The organism is Winogradskyella sp. PC-19 (genome assembly GCF_002163855.1).
In the GTDB taxonomy this organism is placed as follows: domain Bacteria; phylum Bacteroidota; class Bacteroidia; order Flavobacteriales; family Flavobacteriaceae; genus Winogradskyella.
Genome location: NZ_CP019332.1, coordinates 2,116,159 through 2,138,059, shown reverse-complemented (window position 1 = coordinate 2,138,059; position 21,901 = coordinate 2,116,159). Strand labels below are relative to the sequence as shown.

Sequence of the window (21,901 nt, the reverse complement as noted above, 5' to 3'; positions counted from 1 at the left end):
AAGTGAGTTTAATTAATGTAATAAAAAAAAGCCTTTCAAAAAGGCACTAAGACGTGCTTTATAAAAGACCAAACCTAAAGGTTAGTTAAAAAAAAGTTTAAATGTTTAGTTAAGTGTATTAAATGTAGTTTTTTTGCCATATGGATTAATATATGATTATTAAATTAGCATCAAATTTATACTTTTTTTTTACATTTCCTTAACAAAAATCGAATATTTCTCTCAATGTCATTAAATAACGGTCATTTCAGTAAAATTTTAACAATTGGAACCTTTGATGGCGTGCATTTGGGGCATCAAAAAATATTAAAAAAGTTAAAGAAACTGTCTCAGCAGAAAAAACTGATACCTAGTGTATTAACTTTTTTTCCACATCCAAGAATGGTACTCCAACAAAACCACTCTATAAAATTAATAAATACTATATCTGAAAGAAGGCTTCTACTAGAGAAATTTGGTGTCGACTTAATATGTGTAAAAACATTCACAAAAGAATTTGCAAACTTATCTGCCAGAGACTATGTCAAAGGCATTTTGATTGATGAGCTAAACACAAAACATATTGTTATTGGCTACGATCATCATTTTGGTAAAAATCGAAGTGCCAATATAGATGACCTTATAAGGTTTTCAAAAGAGTTTGATTTCGAAATTGAACAAATCTCAGCTAAAGATATCGAAGAGGTTACTGTTAGCTCTACTAAAATTCGAAAAGCACTTGACCAAGGAAACGTTGCTTTAGCAAACTCATATTTAGGCTACAATTATTTTTTAACAGGAAAAGTTGTAAGAGGTCACAGTATTGGAAGAACAATAGATTTTCCTACTGCAAACATTTATATCGAAGAGGATTATAAATTAATTCCTAAAGATGGTGTTTACATCGTAAAAGCAAAAATAGATAGTATTATCGTTTACGGCATGATGAATATCGGTCATAACCCTACTATAAAAAACAAGCCACACTCTATTGAAGTTCACTTTTTTGATTTTGAGAAAGACTTATATGGTCAACAAATAGTCATTGAAATGCTAACGCGACTTAGAGATGAACATAAATTTGAAAATGTTGAGGCTTTAAAAAAGCAGCTGAAAGATGACAGAAAAAATGCCTTGTTATACATAGACTCTTTATTATGAATTCGTTCTTATTTAAACATATAGACAACAGCGCATTAGTTGTTTTTAGAATACTATTTGGTCTATTATGTTTTTTGGAGTCTGTTGGGGCCATTTTTACTGGTTGGGTAAAAAAAACACTGATTGACCCTCAATTTACCTTCAATTTTTTAGGCTTTGATTGGTTACAACCGTTATCAGGAAACGGAATGTATATATACTATAGTGTAATGGGGATTTTTGGTGTACTCATTATGCTAGGTTATAAGTACAGGTTAAGTGCTTTTGGATTTGCGCTCATGTGGACTGGTACTTATTTCATGCAGAAAACATCATATAATAACCACTACTATCTATTGTTTTTGTTGAGTTTTATAATGGCTGTTTTACCAGCAAACAGATATGCCTCTTTAGATGTAAAACTTAATCCAAAACTCAAAAGCATATCAATGCCTAATTGGTGTCGATGGGTATTTATTATTCAGCTTTTTATTGTCTACACATACGCTTCTCTTGCCAAAATATATCCGGATTGGTTAGATGCATCAGTAATTAAATTATTGATGCAAAGCAAATCTCACTTTCCTGTAGTTGGCGAATTTCTTCAAAATGAAAGTGTTCATTATTTTATAGCATATTCTGGTATTTTATTTGATGGTTTGGTTATACCTCTACTACTTTTTAAGCCGACTCGAAAATATATTTTTTACGCATCTATCTTCTTTCATCTTTTTAATTCATTTGTATTTCATATTGGCATCTTTCCATACCTTTCATTGGCGTTTTGTTTGTTTTTCTTTGATGCAAAAACAGTCAGGAATTTATTTTTAAAGAACAAAGAATTATATGTCGGTAATGAAGTAAAAACACCAAATTATCAAAGTGTTTTCAAAATCGCTTTTGCTCTTTATTTTATTATACAAATAGGATTACCACTTCGTCACTACTTCATTCAGGATAATGTATTATGGACCGAGGAAGGACATCGCCTTTCGTGGCGAATGATGTTGCGCGCCAAAAGCGGAAGCATATATTTTAGGGTAGTAGATAACGCTACTAACAACTTAATTCCAATAAAACTCGACGATTACCTTAGTAGAAAACAGCAACGTAGCTTAGCAACGAAGCCAGATTTTATATGGCAGTTTTCTCAAAGATTAAATAAACAATTTGAAGCTGAAGGTAAAGATATTTCAATCTTTGCGACATCTTATCTTAGCGTTAACGGCAAACCTTCAAAACGATTTATTAATCCAGAAATTGATTTAGTAAAAGCGGAGTGGAATTATTTTAAACACAATACCTGGATTCTACCCTCAAAATAGATTTCATTTTATTTTACTAGCCACAAAATCTTAGTACTTTTGTCACTTGCTAACCGCGTTAGGGATTGCTATGAAAATCCTTTTGCTTTTTCTGCAAAAGATTGAAATGTAAAGCCCGACCTTTAGGTAACGCCCAAATAAAAAATCAGCAATGTTACAAGTATCTCACATAAGAGAAAACAGCGAAGGCATCATAAAATTAATGGCCATCAGAAATCTTGATGCTAAGCCAATGATTGAAGATGTATTAAATTTTGATGAAGAACGTCGCCAATTGCAAACAAAATTAGACGCGACAAAGGCTGAAATGAATTCCATTTCCAAAGAAATAGGAAACTTATTTAAATCAGGTCAGCCAGAAAAAGCAAACGAGCTGAAAGCAAAAACATCTGAGCTAAAAGAAACTATAAAAACAGTTGAGCAAGAATTGACTGAAAAATCTGAAGCTTTAAACACACTATTATACAAAATACCTAACGTACCAAATCCAATTGTCCCTAACGGTAATTCGGATGAAGACAATCTAGAAACGTTTCGTGATGGTGAAATGCCTAAATTATATGATGGTGCATTACCGCATTGGGAATTGGCAAAAAAGTACGATATCATCGATTTTGAATTAGGTAATAAAATAACCGGTGCCGGTTTTCCTGTTTATAAAGGAAAAGGTGCGCGATTACAACGTGCTTTAATTGCGTACTTTTTAGATAAAAATACAAGTGTTGGTTATACAGAATATCAATTACCTCACTTAGTAAATGAGGCATCAGGTTTTGGCACTGGTCAATTGCCTGACAAAGAAGGTCAAATGTATCATGTAACAGAAGACAATTTGTATTTAATACCAACTGCAGAAGTTCCTGGGACAAATATTTTTAGAGATGTCATCGTTAATGAAGGTGATTTACCAATTGGGATTACAGGCTATACACCTTGCTTTAGACGTGAAGCTGGAAGTTATGGCGCGCATGTACGTGGTCTAAATCGTTTACACCAATTTGACAAGGTGGAAATCATACGTGTAGAACATCCGTCAAAATCTTACGAAGCATTAGACAATATGGTATCTCATGTTCAAGATATTTTAAAAGAACTCAAATTACCATACAGAATTCTTAGACTTTGTGGAGGAGACTTAACCTTTGCTTCTGCGTTGACTTATGATTTTGAAGTGTTTTCTGGCGCGCAAGAGCGTTGGTTAGAAGTTTCTTCTATATCTAATTTTGAAACTTACCAATCTAATCGATTAAAACTGCGTTTTAAAAATAGCAATGGTAAAAATGAATTAGCACATACTTTAAACGGAAGCTCTTTAGCTTTACCAAGAATTTTAGCTAGTATTCTCGAAAATTATCAAACTGAGGATGGTATTAAAATTCCTAAGGTTTTGATTCCTTATACTGGCTTTGATATTATAAGCTAGACATTATATGTTTTATATAAAAATGCTCAAGAGATCTTGGGCATTTTTTTATGATACCATTTACAATATCTAAACGCGCCATTTGTTATATTTACAACTTATGACGTCTATTAAGCACATATTATTTTTCTCCATAGCACTATTTCTATTTGCTCCTGCAACAGCACAACGTGCAGACAAAAAACAATTAGATTTAGCGGACAGCTATTACAATCGTGGTGAGTTTCAAAAAGCATTATTGACTTATAAAAAGTTGTATGAAGCCAAACCTTACTCTTACACTTATGTATATAAGATGGTGGGCACTTACCAGCAACTAGAACAATATGAGAATGCTAAATTACTTTTAGAAAAACGTATCGAAAAAACCAGAATACCTATAATGCTTGTTGAACTTGGTTATAACTATCAACTCATGGATAGTATTTCAAAAGCTGAAACCTTATACCAAGAAGCAATAAGTACTATTGACGAAAAACCAACATACATCTATGGACTTGGACAACGTTTTGAGAAGCATTCCTTGTTACCACAAGCCATAAAAGCCTATAAAAAGGCAACTAATTTATTACCCGAAAAAAACTTTAGTATTCAGTTAGCTCGGATTTATGGAGATTTGGGCGATGTAAAAAACATGTTTTCTAATTATATTGATTATGTTGAATTTAAACCCAACGCACTAAACAATATTAAACGAAATCTGAGCCAGTTTGTGTCTGAAAATAAAGACACAGAGAATAACAAATCACTTCGTGTTTTATTACTTAAAAAAATTCAATCTAGTCCCGACTCATATTGGTACGAAATGCTCAGTTGGTTGTATGTCCAAGAAAAACAATACAACAAATCTTTTGTTCAAGAAAAGGCACTTTACAAACGTAATCCTGAAAGCTTAGATAGGATTATAGACTTAGCCATTACTTCTAAAGACGATGATGATATCGAGACAGCTACTGACATTTTTAATTATATACTCGAGACTTCTCAAGAAAGAGACATTTTGCTTTTAGCACATCAATCTTTGTTAGAAATTCAAGCCGAAAATGCTTCACAAAAAGAGTTAGAAAAAATTAATGAAACCTATTTATCATTATTTAATGATTTTGGAAAACTAGAATCTACATTGTCCTTACAATTATCTTATGGACAGTTTTTGGCTTTCAATTTAAACAAACCTAAAGAGGCGTCTGATTTTTTAAAAAAATCTTACAAATTAGATATTTCGCCTTTTCAAGAAGGTTTGGTAAAATTACGTTTGGCTGACATTTTGGTCCTTCAAGAAAAATTTAATGAAGCTCTTATTTTTTACACACAAATAAAAACAAGCCTAAAAAACAGTACCATTGCTCAAGAGGCTGCCTATAAAATTGCCAAGACCAGCTATTATAAAGGCGATTTCGATTGGGCAGAATCTCAACTAAAAGTTTTAAAAGCATCCACCTCACAATTGATTGCCAATGATGCTCTGGATTTAAAACTCTTGATCTCTGATAACAAGTGGGACGATACCACGCAAACTGCATTAAAATATTACGCAAAGGCCGACTTACTGGCATTTCAGAATAAAACTGGTGATGCTATAAAACTGTTAGATAAAATTTTGATGGAACATAATGGTGAAAGCATTATAGACGAAACATTATTCACACAAGCAAAACTTCATGAGAAGCTAAATCAATTTGAAAAAGCCGAAGCCAACTATCAGAAGATTATAGCGGACTATCGCGAAGATATTTTTATTGACGATGCCTATTACTATTTGGCAGAACTCTATAATTTATACCTTGACAAGCCAGAAGAAGCTAAATCACTTTACAAAAAAATAATCTTTAACCACGAAGACAGTATTTATTTTGTCGAAGCTCGAAAGAAATTCAGAATGCTTCGAGGAGACACGATAAATTAAATTCCAAAAGAGCTACCTTTGAGCCTTGTAATTTAAATATTGAATTTATCATCTATGATTATTTATAACGTAACTGTAAACATTGAAGATTCTGCGCATGACGAGTGGCTTATTTGGATAAAAGCGCACATTCCAAAGGTACTAGCTACAGGAAAATTTGACGGCGCAACATTTTCTAGAGTTTTGGTAGAAGAAGAAATGGGTGGACAAACATATTCAATTCAATACCGATCCTATTCACGTGAAGCATTAGACAGATATTATCAAGAAGATGCGGATGCATTAAGACAAGAAGGTTTAAAAAAGTTTGCAGACAAAATGCTAGCATTCCGAACAGAACTCGAAGTCGTTGATACTTACGCTGTAAATTTTAAATAAAATTAATGTCAGTAAAAGCAAAAAAACATCTAGGACAACACTTTTTAAAGGATGAAAATATCGCTAAAAAAATAGCAGATACTTTATCCCTAAAAAGCTATGACGATGTATTGGAAATTGGTCCTGGAATGGGTGTTTTAACTAAATATTTGCTAGAGAAAGATACAACAACACATGTTGTTGAGATAGATACAGAATCTGTAGATTATCTTAAAAATAATTACCTAAATCTTTCGGATAGAATTTATGAAAAAGATTTTTTAAAGTACGACCTCAACTTAGTTTTTAAGGGCAAACCATTTGCAATTATTGGTAATTTCCCTTACAATATTTCTTCTCAAATTGTTTTTAAAACCTTGGAAATACGAGACCAAATTCCTGAATTCTCTGGAATGTTTCAAAAAGAAGTTGCCTTACGCATTTGCTCAAAAGAAGGTAATAAAGTTTACGGAATTCTATCTGTTTTAACGCAAGCGTTTTATAATGCCGAATACCTTTTTACAGTACCGCCAAGTGTTTTTAACCCTCCACCAAAAGTAGACTCTGGCGTGCTACTATTAACCCGAAAAGAGAATTATACGTTGCCTTGCGATGAAAAATTATTCTTCCGAGTTGTAAAAACAGGTTTCCAACAACGACGTAAAACGTTACGTAATAGTTTAAAAGTTTTTAATCTTTCCGATAATTTAAAAGCAAATACTATCTTTGGACAACGTCCAGAACAATTGAGTGTAGACCAATTTATTGAGTTGACCACTTTAATTCAGAATGACGAAAACTAAGGTGGAAGAACTTCAAGAAAACATACAATTTCAGCTCACTGATGAGCTCATAGAAAATGTAAAAGCACTAATCATTGGTAATGATGATAAGGCGCTAAAAACACTTTTAAATGAGTTTCACTACGCTGATATTGCCGAGATTTTAGATGAACTTGATTTCGAAGAGGCTATATATATCATTAAACTTTTAGATAGCGAAACTACATCTGATATTCTTACCGAATTAGATGAGGATGTTCGTGAAAAAATACTAGAAAATCTTTCTGCTAAAGAAATTGCCGAAGAAGTTGAAGAACTAGATACCGATGACGCTGCAGATATCATTGCTGAGCTTCCGGAAGAACGTCAAGAAGCCGTTATATCGCAAATTGAAGACGAAGAACACAAGGCCGAAATTCAAGAACTTTTAGCTTATGACGAAGATACTGCCGGTGGACTTATGGCAAAAGAATTGGTAAAAGTTTATGGCACATGGACTGTTGCAGGTTGTTTACGTCGTATTCGTGGTCAAGCCAAAGATGTTTCTAGAGTACATTCGATTTATGTGGTTAGTAAGGACGAAAAACTAATTGGTCGCTTATCTTTAAAAGATTTAATTACTGCAAAAAGTGAAGAAAGAATAGCAGACATAGCAAAAGATAATGTCGATTTTGTCAATGTGAATGAAGATGTCGAAGAAGTTGCTAAAGTTATGGCAAAGTATGATTTAGAAGCTATTCCTGTTGTTGATAACGAAAAAACACTTCTGGGAAGAATTACCATTGATGATATTGTCGATGTCCTTAAAGAAGAAGCTGAGAAAGATTACCAACTAGCAGCAGGTATTACACAAGACGTCGAGGCAGATGATAGTATTATTGAACTAACTAGAGCGCGTTTACCGTGGTTATTTTTAGGACTCATCGGCGGTATTGGTGCTTTCATAATTATGGAAGGTTTCAAAGATGCCTTCACAGGAAAAGCATTTGTTCTATTCTTCTTTACACCATTAATAGCGGCAATGGCAGGAAATGTTGGTGTACAATCTAGCGCCATTATTGTTCAAGGTCTAGCCAATGATGATGTTAAAGGAAGCGTAAATAATCGTCTCATAAAAGAGATGTTACTAGCCGCTTTAAACGGTATTATTTTAGCAGTTTTCCTATTTCTTTTTGTATGGGCTATCAAAGGAGAAATTCAAACCGCTTTTGCTATTTCTATTTCACTCGTAGCTGTAATTATTATGGCTGGTCTCATTGGTACTTTTGTTCCTCTATTTTTAGACAAGCGCGGTATTGACCCCGCAATAGCAACTGGTCCTTTTATTACCACTAGTAATGATATCCTAGGAATTTTGCTTTATTTCTGGATAGCTAGACTTATTCTGGGTATTTAATTACATCTGCTTTCGTAACTTTACTACATGAAAGCAATAAACATCAAAGACAAACACAAACTTTTTTCAAAACAATGGCATCCTCACCGTATTGCCACAGTAGATGACATGCAAGTAATTCTTGCAAAAATTAAAGGCGAATTTGTTTGGCATAGCCATGAGAACGAAGACGAGTTATTTCAAGTAGTCAAAGGGACACTTTACATGCAGTTTCGTGACCGTACAGAAATAGTTAAAGAAGGAGAAATGATTGTTGTCCCAAAAGGTGTAGAACATAACCCATCAACCAAGAATGATGAGGAAGTACATCTACTTTTATTTGAAAAATTAGACACTGCTCATACAGGGAAAGTGCAAGACGAGATGACACAAACCGAATATCCTTGGATATGAAAATATTACACATCGATTCTAATCATCCATTACTTCTCAATCAACTTAACGATTCAGGGTTTACCAATCATGAAGATTATACGTCTTCTAAAGAAGAGATTGAAGCTAAAATTATTGATTATCATGGAATTATTATACGCAGTCGTTTTAGCATTGATAAACCATTTTTAGACGCTGCAAAAAACTTAAAATTCATTGGCAGAGTTGGTGCTGGTCTAGAGAATATAGATTGTGATTACGCCGAAGATAAAGGTGTAACACTTTTTAACGCCCCAGAAGGTAATCGTAATGCTGTCGGTGAACATGCTTTAGGTATGCTTCTTTCGTTATTAAATAAACTAAACAAATCAGATAAGGAAGTAAGGCAAGGCAAATGGTTGCGCGAAGCTAATCGTGGATTAGAATTAGATGGTAAAACTATAGGTTTAATTGGCTATGGAAATATGGGAAAAGCCTTTGCTAAAAAACTAAGAGGATTTGATGTAGAAGTGATGTGTTATGATATAAAAGAAAATGTTGGCGATGAAAATTGTACGCAAGTATCATTGGAAAAACTTCAAGAAAAAGTAGATGTGTTGAGTTTACATACACCGCAAACTCCATTGACTTTAAATATGGTTAATACTGACTTCATCAACAGCTTTAAAAAATCATTTTGGCTAATTAATACGGCTCGTGGTAAAAGCGTTGTGACTGAAGATTTGGTATCAGCTTTAAATTCTGAGAAAATTCTAGGCGCTGGTTTAGATGTATTAGAATATGAAAAGTCATCATTCGAGAATTTATTCAAAATAGAAGAACCAAAATATAGATGGATGCGAAAAGGCAAAAAATCAAATTTACCAGAAGCATTTCAATATCTTATTAATGCAGATAATGTTATCCTAACGCCTCATGTAGCCGGTTGGACCATTGAAAGTAAAGAAAAGCTTGCCCAAACTATCGTAGATAGAATCAAAGCAAAATTTTGCTAATTTTATAGTATGAAGAAAACCATACTTGTTTTTGGATTACTAATTTTGGCTTTGCTATTACTGTTTCAGTTTAGTAAATATAGTATCTACTCTGGTAGTACTACCATTGAAATTATTATTTCAGTAATCGCCATTGTATTTTTCGTCATAGGCGTTTTTATTAATAAAAAATATCAAAGAAGCACTGAATCACTTCAAGACAAAATTGATTACGATAAAATTAATGCTCTAGAAATTACGACTCGTGAATATGAAGTGCTACAACATATCTCCGAAGGTCTATCTAATAAAGAAATTGCAGCAAAATTATTTGTTTCAGAAAGCACTGTAAAAACACATGTTTCTAATTTACTTTTAAAGCTCAATGCCAAACGAAGAACCCAAGCTGTCCAGTTTGCAAAAAACTTCAGAATTATTTAAAAAATCATACTTTTAAACCAAAGTTAGGTTTATTTGGTACTTTAGTATGACCCCAAAACAGCTATAAGACAATAGATTTGTGACCTAATCTTAAACTAAAAATCATGAAACGCACAATCATTAAATTTGGCGGTTACAGCTGTTTATTACTAATTGTTTTATTCGGGATTTCTTTTCTGTTTGAAGACGCAATGGATTTTTCAACTAGTGAAATTTTCGGATACACAACCATAGTATTATCCTTATCATTTGTCTTCTTTGGAATTAAAAGCTATCGCGATAAAGAAAACAATGGAGTCATCAGTTTTGGCAAGGCTCTAAAAATTGGACTTTTAATCACTTTATTAGCCTCACTTACTTTCGGACTTATTAATATTATTTATACTGAGGTTATAAACCCTGAATTCTCAACGGAGTATTACAAATATTCCATAGAAAAAATTGAAAAAGAATTACCTGCTGAAGCTTATAAAGTTAAAGTCGCAGAACTAGAATCTCAACAAGAACTTTTTGGAAATCCATTATTCAATTTCGTATTAATGAGCTTGACTGTTTTTATTATCGGTTTGATTATTTCATTAATATCGGGATTAATCCTTCAACGTAAATAAAAACTAAATCAATCTAACAATGCAATACGAATCAACATCACCAGAAGATTATATTAGTCAAGTTCCTGAAGACCGTCAAGACACTTTAAAAAAATTACGAAAAGTCATAAACGATAACTTACCAAAAGATTTTGAGGAAGGTATGATTTATAAAATGATAGGTTACTATGTACCACATTCAGTTTATCCAGATGGCTATCATTGTAATCCTGAAATTCCTTTGCCATTTATGAGTTTTGCATCACAAAAAAACTCAGTAAATCTATATCATAGTGGTATTTACGCAAAACCCGAATTACATGATTGGTTTGTAAACGAATATCCCAAACATTGCAAACGTAAATTAGATATGGGAAAAAGTTGTATTAGATTTAAAAAGATGGATGAAATTCCGTTTGATTTAATCGGAGAACTAGTAAGAAAAATGACTTGCGAAGAGTACATTGACATATACGAAACTGCAATAAAAAAGAAATAAAATCATGAAAAAACGCGTCACAGGAATTGGTGGTCTATTTTTTAAATCCAAAGATCCAAAAGCATCAAAAGACTGGTACAAAAAACATCTTGGTTTTAACACAGATGACTATGGTAGCACTTTTTGGTGGAAAGACAAAAACAACAAAGATGCCACAACACAATGGAGTCCTTTTAAAGACGACACTACCTATTTTGAACCTTCAAAAAAAGACTTTATGTTTAACTACAGAGTCGAAGATTTGGTGTCTCTTATAAAAACTTTAAGAGAAGAAGGTGTAACAATTGTTGGTGACATACAGACATATGAGTACGGAAAGTTTGCTTGGATACTTGACAATGAAAACAATAAGATAGAATTATGGGAGCCAATTGATGAGGCGTTCAAATAATTTGATTTGTTTTTTAGTAATTTTAAAAGCTAACTAATTATTAATCAAAAACAAGAATTATGTCAGAAGAAAATAAAAATTTAAGTGACGACCTAGATAATATGATAGGTGATGCTAAAGAAAGTGCAAAAAGAGCAGGAGAAAAAATAAGCCAAAAAGCTAGTGAATTGGCAGATGATGCCAAAGAATTAGGAAAAGAGGCTAAGGAAAAGGCTTCCGAGTTTGCTAGTGAAGCAAAAGAAAAAGCGTCTGAATTTGCTGATGAAGCGAAAGAATTATTGAGCGAAGGAAAAAACATTGGTATTATTTCTCACTTTTACTGGATTGGCTGGATAATAGCATTAGTAATGAATAATAGTGATAAAACTGAACTAGGTTCTTTTTACATAAGACAGAATTTGGGGTTTTTCTTACTAAGTTTTTTCGTTTGGATTCCGATTGTAGGATGGGCTCTAGGTTTATTGATTCTTGTAGCATGGATTATGAGCTTAATTGGCTCATTAAGCGGAGATAAGAAACCTTCTTTTTTATTAGGAAACCAATTCCAAGAATGGTTTAAAGCTTTATAATTTTTATTTAAATAAAATCTAAAGAGCTCAAAAAAAATTTGAGTTCTTTTAGTTTTTAGATAGACCATAATCTAGAGGTAACGCATCGCCAACTCTTTGTCTTCCTAAATAGCCTCCAAAAAGTACATTTTGTATCGGCATATAATTACCGTATTTATCTATTTGAAATTCTGAAATGGTAGTTTCTATGACGGATTCTTGAACATCTTTATAATAGATATCCAAGCTGTTATCCAAAAGTTTAACCCTTTTAAGACCTTCTGAATCTGCTTTAGAAATTGTAAAAAAATCGTAAGGCTTTACAATAAATCCTTTTTTTCCAAAAACATAATCTTGCGCAGCTAAATCTTTATTATACAAAGCACGAACAAAATGTTGTACTGAGCCTTCATAAGTCTTTTCTCTTTTACGACTTATTTTTTTTGTTTGTTTTATATCTAAATCTTTAAAAAAACAAGTTCCTGTGTACATCACTGAGGAAGCATTAAAACTTCCTAATTGTATTTCAAAATCTATTATATCAAAGCTTATTTCGTATTGCAGGTTTTTATTCTTGATTATAATTGGTTTATTGCTCCATGCTGTAATTGTTCTTTTTCTCTTATCAAAACGAAGTTTGATATCTTTTTCGTTGAGGATTTTACAAGATTTTCCGTTGCTTGACTTTCCCAGAAACTCTTTTCGAAACCACTTTAATTTCATTTCACGGGACATCCCGTCATCAGTATTTATTACAACTTCGTCCAATTGAGCAACAGCTTCTTTGAGCTCTATTATAATATTCTTTTTCTGACGGTAATCTCTAATAAAAACTTTGTCGTATCCTAAAAAAGATATCACTAAGGTGGACTGTACGGCATCATTATACGTTATAGAAAATTCACCTAAATCATTTGTTGTTGTACCGATTGTGGTATTGTCAAAATAGACAGAAACAGACTCTAATGGTACTTTTGTTATAGCATCAAAAACTTTACCTTTTAAAGTTTGAGCATACGTAGTTAAAGAAGCAAAAAGAAGTAAAATAAAATAAATTTTACTTGTCATTATTATCCATGAATTTTCGTTCTAGCTCTGCTTGAAACTCTTCCATTACTGGTCTAACCGTACTTTCTGGTAAGTCAGCAATTTTAATATACATGAGGCCATCAACCGCATTATTGAATAGTGGATCGACATTAAATGCAACTAGTTTAGCATTCTGCTTAATATACTTTTTCAGTAAAACAGGAAGCCTTAAAGCTCCTGGTTCTACTTCATCGATAATCTTATCAAATTTGTTTAAGTCGGCTTCAGTAGCATCAAAAACAAAGTCTTTGTCGGCATCCTTAAGCTTTACCTTAAATTCTTTTTTAGGATGAACATATTGTGCAACGTATGGGTCATAGTAATGAGATTTCATAAACTCAATCATTAAACTCTTTGAGAAATTTGAAAACTGATTACTAATACTCACGCCACCAATTAAATATTTGTGCTCTGGGAAACGTAATGTTGTATGTACAATACCTTTCCATAATAAGAATAAAGGCATTGGTTTCTGTTGGTACTCTTTAATGATAAAAGCACGTCCCATTTCTATTGATTGACTCATCATTTTATAGAGTTCTGGCTCAAAACGGAATAAATCCTGTAGATAGAAACCATCTATACCGTGAGCAGCAAAAATCTTCGAGCCTAATCCCATTCGGTATGCACCTGCTATGACTTTTGCTTCACTATCCCATAAAAACATATGGTGGTAATAGGTGTCAAAATTATCTAAATCAATAGATTCATTTGTGCCTTCACCTACTTCTCTAAACGTAATTTCACGAAGTCGCCCTATCTCTCTTAAAACATTAGGAATATCGTTAGCAGAAGCCAAATACACTTCGTAATTTTTACTAGTCAAAAGACGGCAATCTTTTTCTTTAAGAGCCTCAACCTCGTCAATCATAACCTCAGAGTCTACTGGTGTTACGATTCGTTTAGCTTGTTTTGGCACTTTTAATTGCGATTGAAGGTTGTCTAATATCTTTGGCTTATCTTCAAAAGCTCTGGATAACATGTAAGTTTTCTGTCTAATAAAATCTGAAAAATCTTTTAAACCAGAATGCTCTTTTTGGTCCTTTACAGAAATCGGTTTACCAATTCTTACTTTAATCACACGACGCTTTTGTGTTAGTAATTCTGAAGGTAATTTGGCAGTTCTAAGTGTATCACTGATTTTTGAAAGTCTGTAAAACAGTCGGCTATTTTTGGCATGAAAGTAAATGGGGACAACTGGCACTTCAGCTTTTTGAATCAATTTCATGGCAGCATCTTCCCATGGCTTATCAACGACTAATTTTCCATCTTTGTATGTGGACACTTCTCCTGCTGGAAATACCCCAAGTGGATGACCGTCACGTAAATGCATTATTGCATTTTTAAATCCAGAAATACTACTTGCAGCATCCTTTCTGTCTTCAAAAGGATTGACTGGCATTATGTAGGGTTTTAATGGTTCAATTCGGTGCAATAAAAAATTTGCTATAATTTTGAAATCACTTCGTTGTTCAATCATCAATTTTAATAACAAAATACCATCTATTCCGCCGAGTGGATGATTAGACACAGTAATATATGGTCCTTCTTTTGGTAAACGTTTTAAATCTTCTTCAGGAATTTCGAACTTAATCTGAAAATCGCCCAAAAGTCCATCTAAAAACTCAAGATCTGTTAAATGTTTATTACGATTATAAACACGGTTAAGAGAAGATATTTTTAGAACTTTCATCAAAATCCATCCTGCAAAAGTTCCTAAAAAACCATACTTGTCAGCGTTAATGGCTTTTGCAACTTCTTTAGCGGATACTAACCCTGTATTTGATGATTTAGACATATAAGCAAATGTAGTAAATGTTTAGGTAGTTACTATCTGAACGGTTTCTTGGGTTAATTGTTTAAGCAACACGGTTTTATCTTTTTCTAGAGTTGAAATCGCCTCATCAGTAAAATGCCTAATAGTATATAGATTTACGTTTTTGTGGCATGTTACATTAAATTTTGCTTTAAGATGTTGAAGCAATTTTTCAAGATTATTATAAGTGTTTTCTAAACACACCGAAAAACTAATCGCCGAATTCTGAATCACATCTACCTTCATTTTATATAAATGCAAAAGACTAAAAATTTCACTTATATTTTCTTCAACTATATATGAAAAATCTAAGGATGATAATGAAATTAAAACTTGATTTTTCTTCACAATAAAACATGGAATTTCTGGAGTTAATGTTTTGCCTTTGCTGACACTAGTACCATCTACTTCAGGATTTAAAAATGATTTTACAAACAATGGAATTTCCTTACGTTGTAATGGTTGAAGCGTTTTTGGATGAATCACAGAAGCGCCATAAAAAGCCAACTCAATTGTTTCTCTGTAGGATATTTGATTGAGCAATTGCGCGTTTTCAAAATAACGTGGGTCGGCATTTAAAACACCAGGCACATCTTTCCAGATAGTTACACTTGTTGCATTTAAACAATATGCAAAAATAGCAGCTGTGTAGTCACTACCTTCTCGTCCTAATGTGGTCGTAAAATTGTTAGAATCACTTCCTAAAAAGCCTTGAGTAATATTTAAAATGGTAGTATCAAAATTCTTTATAATTTTGCTTTGTGTTTCTTCCCAATTTACATTAGCACGTCTGTAATAATTATCGGTTTTTATAAATGAACGTACATCTAACCAATTATTTTTTAAGCCAATTTCATTAAGATAATAACTAATTATTGTTGTCGAAATTAACTCGCCATAGCCAATCGATTGATCGTAAACAAAATTATAGTCCGGAGATTTGTTGATTTTTAAAAATGCATCAAGTTCTGAAAACAGTCGTTTTACACTAGCAAAAACTGGGTGTCTTTCATTGTCAAAAAGGTCTAATAAAATTTGATTATGAAACTTCTTAACGTCTAGTAAAGCACTTTGTAATTCAGCTTTATTTTCAAAGTAGTTTTTGATGACTAATTCCATAGCGTTAGTGGTTTTTCCCATTGCAGAAACCACAACAAGTGTATTATCATAACCTACTGTTTTTAGAACCGTAGCTACGTTTTTTACACCTTCTGCATCTTTTACCGATGCCCCACCAAATTTGAAAACTTTCACTTATAATTTACTTATATATTTATCAATAGCTGCACTATCCATTTGTACTACATCCCAATCTCTCATAACATTAGCGCCTTTCTTTTCATAAAATTCGATTGCTGACTCATTCCAATCCAACACTTCCCAACTAATGCGTTTTACGCCTTTTTGTTTTCCATATTTTACGACTTCATCAAGTAAAACAGTGCCAAGTCCTTTTCCTCTTAAAGCTTGAGATACAATTAAATCTTCAAGATGAATAACTTCGCCTTTCCAAGTGGAATATCTTGTATAAATAAGAGCCAGACCTTCGACTTTATCGTCAATCTCAACTACAAAACAAACAAATTTGGGTTCATCACCAAATCCATCTTCAATAAGTTGATTAACGGTAACTTCGACTGCATCAGGTTCTTTTTCGAAAATTGCCAATTCTTTAATGAGTTCATAAACTCTTGACATGTCTTCTTTTGTTGCTAATCTTGGTTGATTCATATTGTATAAATAGGTTTTTCAAATATAACTCAAAGTCGCTTTAGTTTTTAATTTATTTACATAACGAAAACGTTATAGTTGGTTAAATTATACGATATTTGTTTCGAATTAAATCAATTTCTTCATACATGTCGCATCGCAATCAGACCTTAGGTGAGTTTATTATCGAAAATCAATCGTCTTTTAAATATACTTCCGGAGAGTTATCACGTCTTATAAATTCTATTCGTTTAGCAGCTAAAGTGGTCAACTATGAAGTAAACCAAGCTGGATTAGTAGATATTATCGGTAATGCTGGTGACACAAATATTCAGGGTGAAAACCAACAGAAATTAGATGTATACGCTAATGATACTTTCATAAAAACCATGACCAAAAGAAATATTGTTTGTGGTATTGCAAGTGAAGAAGAGGATGATTTTATTGCTATTAATAGTCAAGATGAAAATCATCAGAACAAATATGTCGTTTTAATCGATCCGCTTGATGGTTCATCTAATATTGATGTCAATGTTTCTGTAGGTACTATTTTTTCGATTTACAGACGTGTAACGCCTGTTGGAACGCCTGTTACTATTGCGGATTTTTTACAAAAAGGAAATAAACAAGTCGCTGCAGGTTACGTTGTTTATGGTACATCGACAATGTTAGTCTATACTACTGGTCATGGTGTTAATGGATTTACGCTAAACCCTGCAATTGGTACTTTTTACTTATCACATCCAGATATGCAATTTCCTGAAGATGGTAATATCTATTCTGTCAATGAAGGTAACTATATTCACTTCCCAAAAGGCATAAAAGATTATATAAAGTATTGTCAAATGGAAGAAGGTGACCGACCTTACACGTCTCGATATATTGGGTCTTTAGTTTCGGATTTTCATCGTAATATGATAAAAGGCGGTATATATATGTACCCTAAAAGCTCAATGGCGGCAAAAGGAAAATTACGTTTACTTTACGAATGTAATCCAATGGCATTTATCGCTGAACAAGCAAACGGAAAAGCGAGTGACGGTTTTACAAGAATTATGGATATTGTACCAACCGAACTTCATGAGCGTGTACCTTTTATTTGCGGCAGCAAAAACATGGTAGAAAAGGCAAAAGAGTTTATGCGTAACGCATAAAAAAAGCGAACATCTCTGCTCGCTTTTATATCTAAAAAATGAATCTTTTAATTTACTGATTCATTGTTTTCATTTTATTTGTAAATTCCTCTAAATCAACCTCATAATGCACAAGTGTTAATGCCTTATCAGCAATATACTTTACATTATCTTGGTTAAAACCTAAGCCTATAGATAACTTTTCTAATAAACTAACTTGATTTGGTCCTTCGATATGGTCTGCCCAAACCATGCGTGCTAAATCATACAAACGCTCTAAACGTGTATCATATGAATGTGGTGCATTTATTGGGTGAGAGTTATAATCCTTTAAGATTTCCTTGTAATCCTGCTCTGTAATATCTAAACGCGTAGCTAAGCGGTCCAAGAATTCTTTTTCAGCATCATTAATAATACCATCACTCATTGCTACTCTAACAATTGCTGCAAAATGGTCTTGATTACGCTTTTGAAATCCGCTTTCGAATAAATCTGAAAATGACATATATATTATTGTTTTTTTTAGTCGCCACAAATATAATTCTAATAAAAGATTTCTGATATATAAAGCATCAAAATATTTTATATTTGCAATCTTAAAATAAGGCCATTGAGTAAAACCACAATTACCCAAACCTATATACAGACTTTGCAAACACAAAATCTGCAAATAGCTATTGCCAAATCTGAAGGAAACACGCACTTAAAAGGCTTAGTTGGCTCATCGTTATCGATAGTAATTTCTGAAGTTTTTAAAACTACTGATAAACCTTTTTTATTAGTTTTTGATGATAAAGAAGAAGCTGCATATTATCTTAACGATTTAGAGCAACTCATTAACGATAAGGACGTACTTTTTTATCCTGGAAGTTATCGTAGACCTTACCAGATTGAAGAAACTAATAACGCTAATGTACTATTACGAGCCGAGGTTTTAAATCGAATAAATTCCAGAAAAAAACCAGCAATAATTGTCACATATCCAGATGCATTATTTGAAAAAGTAGTTACTAAAAAGGAGCTTGAAAAAAACACTTTAAAGGTCGCAGTTGGGAACGATTTAAGTATTGATTTTGTTAATGAGGTACTGTTCGAATATAAGTTTAAACGTGTTGATTTTGTAACAGAACCTGGTGATTTTTCTGTTCGTGGTGGTATTGTAGATGTCTTTTCATTTTCACACGACGAACCTTACAGAATTGAATTTTTCGGAGATGAAGTAGATAGTATTAGAACCTTTGATGTCGAAACCCAATTATCTACTGAACGCATCAAAAAGGTGAGCATCATCCCAAACGTTGCAAATAAATTTATTGAAGAAAAACGCGAAAGCTTCTTAAAATATATCTCATCCAAAACGGTTGTTTTTTCTAAAAACTCATCTTTATTATTTTCAAGAATTGATACTTTTTATGAAAAAGCCGTTGAAGCTTTTGCAGCACTTTCTGAAGATATCAAACATGCTTCTCCGGATGAATTATTCTGTAATTCGGAATTATTGAAGCGTCAGTTTTTGGAATATACAACAGTTGAATTTGGAGCTTCAACCTTAGACAGAGATGAGATAATTACTTTTAACACAAAACCTCAACCATCATTCAACAAGCAATTTAATCTTCTAATTGACGATTTAAATAACAATCATGAAGATGGTATAACAAACTACATTGCTTGTGTAAGTGAGCAACAAGCCAAACGTTTTCATGATATTTTTGATGATGCCGAAAAAGAAGTGCATTACAAAACCGTTGTACTTTCACTATATCAAGGTTTTATAGATACTGAACAAAAAATTGCGGTGTATACAGACCATCAGATTTTTGACCGTTATCACAAATTTCATCTTAAAAATGGCTACGCCAAAAAGCAAGCCATTACTTTGAAAGAGTTGACTAATCTCGAAATTGGCGATTATGTCACACACATAGACCATGGTATTGGTAAGTTTGGTGGGCTTAAAAAAATTGATGTCGAAGGCAAAAAACAAGAAGCTATAAAGCTAGTTTATGGAGAGCGTGATGTTTTGTATTTAAGCATCCACTCGCTCCACAAAATCACTAAGTTTAATGGTAAAGATGGTAAACCGCCAAAAGTATACAAGTTAGGTAGTAAAGCTTGGAAAACACTTAAGCAAAAAACCAAATCACGTGTTAAAGAGATTGCCTTCAATCTCATAAAATTATATGCTAAACGTAAATTAAAAAAGGGATTTCAGTATGCTCCGGACAGTAACATGCAGCACGAGCTAGAAGCTTCTTTTATTTATGAAGACACACCAGACCAAGTCAGCTCTACAGAAGATATTAAAGCAGATATGGAAAGTGAACGCCCAATGGACAGACTAATTTGTGGTGATGTAGGTTTTGGTAAAACAGAGGTTGCTATCAGAGCAGCTTTTAAAGCTGTAGATAACGGAAAACAAGTCGCTGTTTTAGTACCTACAACGATTTTGGCTTATCAACATTCGAGAACATTTAAAGAACGTTTAAAAGATTTTCCTGTTACAGTAGATTACGTTAACCGTTTTAGAACTGCCAAACAAAAACGCGAAACATTAGAAGGTCTTGAAAAAGGAAGTGTAGATATTATTATAGGCACACATCAACTCGCTAACAAAAATGTAAAATTTAAAGACTTAGGATTATTAATTGTTGATGAAGAACAAAAATTTGGAGTAGCAGTAAAAGAAAAGCTAAAGACCATTAAAGAAAATGTCGATGTATTGACATTGACAGCGACCCCAATTCCTCGTACGCTTCAATTTAGTTTAATGGCTGCTAGAGATTTATCGGTGATTACAACACCGCCACCAAACCGTTATCCGATTGAGAGTCATGTGATTCGCTTCAGTGAAGAAACGATTAGAGATGCTGTGAGTTACGAAATTCAACGTGGTGGACAAGTGTTTTTTATTCATAATCGAATAGAGAATATTAAAGAAGTCGCTGGAATGATTCAGCGATTAGTACCAGACGCCAAAATCGGTATAGGTCACGGACAATTAGATGGCAAAAAGCTAGAAGAGTTAATGCTGGCTTTTATGAATGGAGATTTCGATGTATTGGTCAGTACAACCATCGTAGAAAGTGGATTAGACGTACCTAATGCAAATACCATTTTTATAAATAACGCCAATAATTTTGGATTAAGCGACTTACACCAAATGCGTGGTCGTGTTGGTCGAAGTAACAAAAAAGCATTATGTTATTTTATAACACCAGAATATTCTGCTATGACTTCTGATGCCAGAAAACGTATCACAGCTTTAGAACAATTTACAGAGTTAGGTAGCGGATTTAATATCGCTATGAAGGATTTAGAAATTAGAGGTGCTGGCGATTTATTGGGTGGTGAGCAAAGCGGATTTATCAACGATATTGGTTTTGATACCTATCAAAAAATCTTAAATGAAGCCATTGAAGAACTTAAAGAATCTGAGTTTGCAGATTTATATAAAGATGATGGTAAACCAAAGAAATTTGTCAAAGACGTTACAATTGATACAGATTTTGAATTGCTTTTTCCTGACGATTATGTAAATAATATTACAGAGCGTTTAAATCTATATACTAAGCTTAACGAGATAAAAACAGAAGAAGATTTACAAAAATTTGAATCAGAAATTATTGATCGTTTTGGAGAATTACCAGCTCAAGTTTCGGATTTATTTGACAGTGTGAGATTAAAATGGATTGCTACTGAAATTGGTGTAGAAAAATTAATCATGAAACAAGGTAGACTGATTGGTTATTTTATCCAAGACCAGCAGAGTCAATTTTATCAAAGTGATAATTTCTCGAGAGTATTACAATATGTTCAAGCTAATGCAACAAAATGTATAATGAAAGAAAAGCAGACTCGTAAAGGATTACGCCTATTAATTTCGTTTCAAAATGTGAAATCTACCCAACAGGCATTGAATTTACTTTCCGAAATTAATTAATAATACTTTTGTCATTCCGAACGAAGAATGAGGAGGAATCTCATGCTATTGAGATTTCTTGTCAGTCATTCCTCTTTTTGTAGAAAT

General features: G+C 32.9%; 21 protein-coding genes. 16 read left to right on the top strand and 5 right to left on the bottom strand.

All coding sequences use genetic code 11. From position 1 onward, the window contains the following. Positions 1-225 precede the first annotated feature (225 nt). From BTO05_RS09765 to BTO05_RS09700, 14 genes are all read left to right on the top strand, one after another. Complete coding sequence (locus tag BTO05_RS09765) at positions 226-1,140, top strand: bifunctional riboflavin kinase/FAD synthetase (RefSeq protein WP_087492485.1); 915 nt, start codon at positions 226-228, stop codon at positions 1,138-1,140. Continuing rightward, positions 1,134-2,444 (top strand): HTTM domain-containing protein, encoded by a 1,311-nt coding sequence (locus BTO05_RS09760; protein WP_087492484.1) that lies wholly within the window; start codon positions 1,134-1,136, stop codon positions 2,442-2,444. The genes BTO05_RS09765 and BTO05_RS09760 overlap by 7 nt, the downstream gene beginning before the upstream one ends. Before the next feature lie 151 nt (positions 2,445-2,595). Beyond that, complete coding sequence (gene serS / locus BTO05_RS09755) at positions 2,596-3,867, top strand: serine--tRNA ligase (RefSeq protein ID WP_087492483.1); 1,272 nt, start codon at positions 2,596-2,598, stop codon at positions 3,865-3,867. A gap of 100 nt (positions 3,868-3,967) precedes the next feature. Beyond that, positions 3,968-5,773 (top strand): tetratricopeptide repeat protein, encoded by a 1,806-nt coding sequence (locus BTO05_RS09750; protein ID WP_232459728.1) that lies wholly within the window; start codon positions 3,968-3,970, stop codon positions 5,771-5,773. Positions 5,774-5,827: 54 nt separating this feature from the next. Then, positions 5,828-6,151 (top strand): DUF4286 family protein, encoded by a 324-nt coding sequence (locus BTO05_RS09745; RefSeq protein ID WP_087492482.1) that lies wholly within the window; start codon positions 5,828-5,830, stop codon positions 6,149-6,151. Between the two features lie 5 nt (positions 6,152-6,156). After that, entirely contained in the window at positions 6,157-6,933 is a 777-nt protein-coding gene (rsmA, locus tag BTO05_RS09740) for a 16S rRNA (adenine(1518)-N(6)/adenine(1519)-N(6))-dimethyltransferase RsmA (protein WP_087492481.1), read from the top strand. After that, positions 6,920-8,308, top strand: coding sequence for a magnesium transporter (mgtE, locus tag BTO05_RS09735; RefSeq protein WP_198295223.1), 1,389 nt, complete (start codon positions 6,920-6,922; stop codon positions 8,306-8,308). The genes rsmA and mgtE overlap by 14 nt, the downstream gene beginning before the upstream one ends. Before the next feature lie 27 nt (positions 8,309-8,335). After that, positions 8,336-8,701, top strand: a complete 366-nt coding sequence (locus tag BTO05_RS09730; protein ID WP_087492480.1) for a cupin domain-containing protein — start codon at positions 8,336-8,338, stop codon at positions 8,699-8,701. Next, positions 8,698-9,675: a 2-hydroxyacid dehydrogenase gene (locus BTO05_RS09725; RefSeq protein ID WP_087492479.1), complete on the top strand. Its 978-nt coding sequence runs from the start codon at positions 8,698-8,700 to the stop codon at positions 9,673-9,675. Before BTO05_RS09730 ends, BTO05_RS09725 begins: the two co-directional genes overlap by 4 nt. A 9-nt stretch (positions 9,676-9,684) precedes the next feature. Next, positions 9,685-10,095 carry a response regulator transcription factor gene (locus tag BTO05_RS14260; protein ID WP_087492478.1) on the top strand — a complete coding sequence of 137 codons (411 nt, stop codon included), beginning with the start codon at positions 9,685-9,687 and terminating at the stop codon, positions 10,093-10,095. Positions 10,096-10,199: 104 nt separating this feature from the next. After that, positions 10,200-10,706 carry a DUF4199 domain-containing protein gene (locus BTO05_RS09715; protein WP_087492477.1) on the top strand — a complete coding sequence of 169 codons (507 nt, stop codon included), beginning with the start codon at positions 10,200-10,202 and terminating at the stop codon, positions 10,704-10,706. A gap of 19 nt (positions 10,707-10,725) precedes the next feature. Next, complete coding sequence (locus BTO05_RS09710; protein ID WP_087492476.1) at positions 10,726-11,184, top strand: DUF1801 domain-containing protein; 459 nt, start codon at positions 10,726-10,728, stop codon at positions 11,182-11,184. A gap of 4 nt (positions 11,185-11,188) precedes the next feature. Next, the gene (locus tag BTO05_RS09705; RefSeq protein WP_087492475.1) at positions 11,189-11,575 is read left to right on the top strand and encodes a VOC family protein; all 387 of its coding nucleotides are present in this window, start codon (positions 11,189-11,191) and stop codon (positions 11,573-11,575) included. Between the two features lie 59 nt (positions 11,576-11,634). Beyond that, complete coding sequence (locus BTO05_RS09700; RefSeq protein WP_087492474.1) at positions 11,635-12,144, top strand: YtxH domain-containing protein; 510 nt, start codon at positions 11,635-11,637, stop codon at positions 12,142-12,144. A gap of 48 nt (positions 12,145-12,192) precedes the next feature. On the opposite strand, the gene BTO05_RS09695 is transcribed toward BTO05_RS09700, so the two are convergent. From BTO05_RS09695 to BTO05_RS09680, 4 genes are read right to left on the bottom strand one after another with little or no spacing between them, the layout of a single operon-like run. Further along, positions 12,193-13,191: a carboxypeptidase-like regulatory domain-containing protein gene (locus tag BTO05_RS09695; protein ID WP_087492473.1), complete on the bottom strand. Its 999-nt coding sequence runs from the start codon at positions 13,189-13,191 to the stop codon at positions 12,193-12,195. Beyond that, positions 13,181-15,010 (bottom strand): GNAT family N-acyltransferase, encoded by a 1,830-nt coding sequence (locus BTO05_RS09690; protein WP_087492472.1) that lies wholly within the window; start codon positions 15,008-15,010, stop codon positions 13,181-13,183. The genes BTO05_RS09695 and BTO05_RS09690 overlap by 11 nt, the downstream gene beginning before the upstream one ends. A gap of 21 nt (positions 15,011-15,031) precedes the next feature. Further along, positions 15,032-16,282 (bottom strand): aspartate kinase, encoded by a 1,251-nt coding sequence (locus BTO05_RS09685; RefSeq protein WP_087492471.1) that lies wholly within the window; start codon positions 16,280-16,282, stop codon positions 15,032-15,034. Beyond that, positions 16,283-16,759, bottom strand: coding sequence for a GNAT family N-acetyltransferase (locus tag BTO05_RS09680; protein WP_087492470.1), 477 nt, complete (start codon positions 16,757-16,759; stop codon positions 16,283-16,285). Positions 16,760-16,887: 128 nt separating this feature from the next. Here BTO05_RS09680 and fbp point away from each other — a divergent pair, with 128 nt between their 5' ends. Continuing rightward, positions 16,888-17,892: a class 1 fructose-bisphosphatase gene (fbp, locus tag BTO05_RS09675; RefSeq protein ID WP_087492469.1), complete on the top strand. Its 1,005-nt coding sequence runs from the start codon at positions 16,888-16,890 to the stop codon at positions 17,890-17,892. A gap of 52 nt (positions 17,893-17,944) precedes the next feature. On the opposite strand, the gene BTO05_RS09670 is transcribed toward fbp, so the two are convergent. Beyond that, complete coding sequence (locus BTO05_RS09670) at positions 17,945-18,376, bottom strand: TerB family tellurite resistance protein (protein WP_087493332.1); 432 nt, start codon at positions 18,374-18,376, stop codon at positions 17,945-17,947. A gap of 105 nt (positions 18,377-18,481) precedes the next feature. On the opposite strand from BTO05_RS09670, the gene mfd reads away from it, so the two are divergent. Beyond that, positions 18,482-21,814 carry a transcription-repair coupling factor gene (mfd, locus tag BTO05_RS09665; RefSeq protein ID WP_087492468.1) on the top strand — a complete coding sequence of 1,111 codons (3,333 nt, stop codon included), beginning with the start codon at positions 18,482-18,484 and terminating at the stop codon, positions 21,812-21,814. Positions 21,815-21,901 lie beyond the last annotated feature (87 nt).

Bases quoted from the DNA above. Each gene is read 5' to 3' on its own strand.
- BTO05_RS09750 (WP_232459728.1), top strand. From the start codon at position 3,968: ATGACGTCTATTAAGCACATATTATTTTTCTCCATAGCACTATTTCTA.
- BTO05_RS09725 (WP_087492479.1), top strand. From the start codon at position 8,698: ATGAAAATATTACACATCGATTCTAATCATCCATTACTTCTCAATCAA.
- rsmA (WP_087492481.1), top strand. From the start codon at position 6,157: ATGTCAGTAAAAGCAAAAAAACATCTAGGACAACACTTTTTAAAGGAT.
- BTO05_RS09730 (WP_087492480.1), top strand. From the start codon at position 8,336: ATGAAAGCAATAAACATCAAAGACAAACACAAACTTTTTTCAAAACAA.
- BTO05_RS09670 (WP_087493332.1), bottom strand. From the start codon at position 18,376: ATGTCATTTTCAGATTTATTCGAAAGCGGATTTCAAAAGCGTAATCAA.
- BTO05_RS09710 (WP_087492476.1), top strand. From the start codon at position 10,726: ATGCAATACGAATCAACATCACCAGAAGATTATATTAGTCAAGTTCCT.
- BTO05_RS09715 (WP_087492477.1), top strand. From the start codon at position 10,200: ATGAAACGCACAATCATTAAATTTGGCGGTTACAGCTGTTTATTACTA.
- BTO05_RS09695 (WP_087492473.1), bottom strand. From the start codon at position 13,191: ATGACAAGTAAAATTTATTTTATTTTACTTCTTTTTGCTTCTTTAACT.
- mgtE (WP_198295223.1), top strand. From the start codon at position 6,920: ATGACGAAAACTAAGGTGGAAGAACTTCAAGAAAACATACAATTTCAG.
- BTO05_RS09690 (WP_087492472.1), bottom strand. From the start codon at position 15,010: ATGTCTAAATCATCAAATACAGGGTTAGTATCCGCTAAAGAAGTTGCA.
- BTO05_RS14260 (WP_087492478.1), top strand. From the start codon at position 9,685: ATGAAGAAAACCATACTTGTTTTTGGATTACTAATTTTGGCTTTGCTA.
- BTO05_RS09705 (WP_087492475.1), top strand. From the start codon at position 11,189: ATGAAAAAACGCGTCACAGGAATTGGTGGTCTATTTTTTAAATCCAAA.
- serS (WP_087492483.1), top strand. From the start codon at position 2,596: ATGTTACAAGTATCTCACATAAGAGAAAACAGCGAAGGCATCATAAAA.
- BTO05_RS09745 (WP_087492482.1), top strand. From the start codon at position 5,828: ATGATTATTTATAACGTAACTGTAAACATTGAAGATTCTGCGCATGAC.
- BTO05_RS09700 (WP_087492474.1), top strand. From the start codon at position 11,635: ATGTCAGAAGAAAATAAAAATTTAAGTGACGACCTAGATAATATGATA.
- fbp (WP_087492469.1), top strand. From the start codon at position 16,888: ATGTCGCATCGCAATCAGACCTTAGGTGAGTTTATTATCGAAAATCAA.
- BTO05_RS09765 (WP_087492485.1), top strand. From the start codon at position 226: ATGTCATTAAATAACGGTCATTTCAGTAAAATTTTAACAATTGGAACC.
- BTO05_RS09680 (WP_087492470.1), bottom strand. From the start codon at position 16,759: ATGAATCAACCAAGATTAGCAACAAAAGAAGACATGTCAAGAGTTTAT.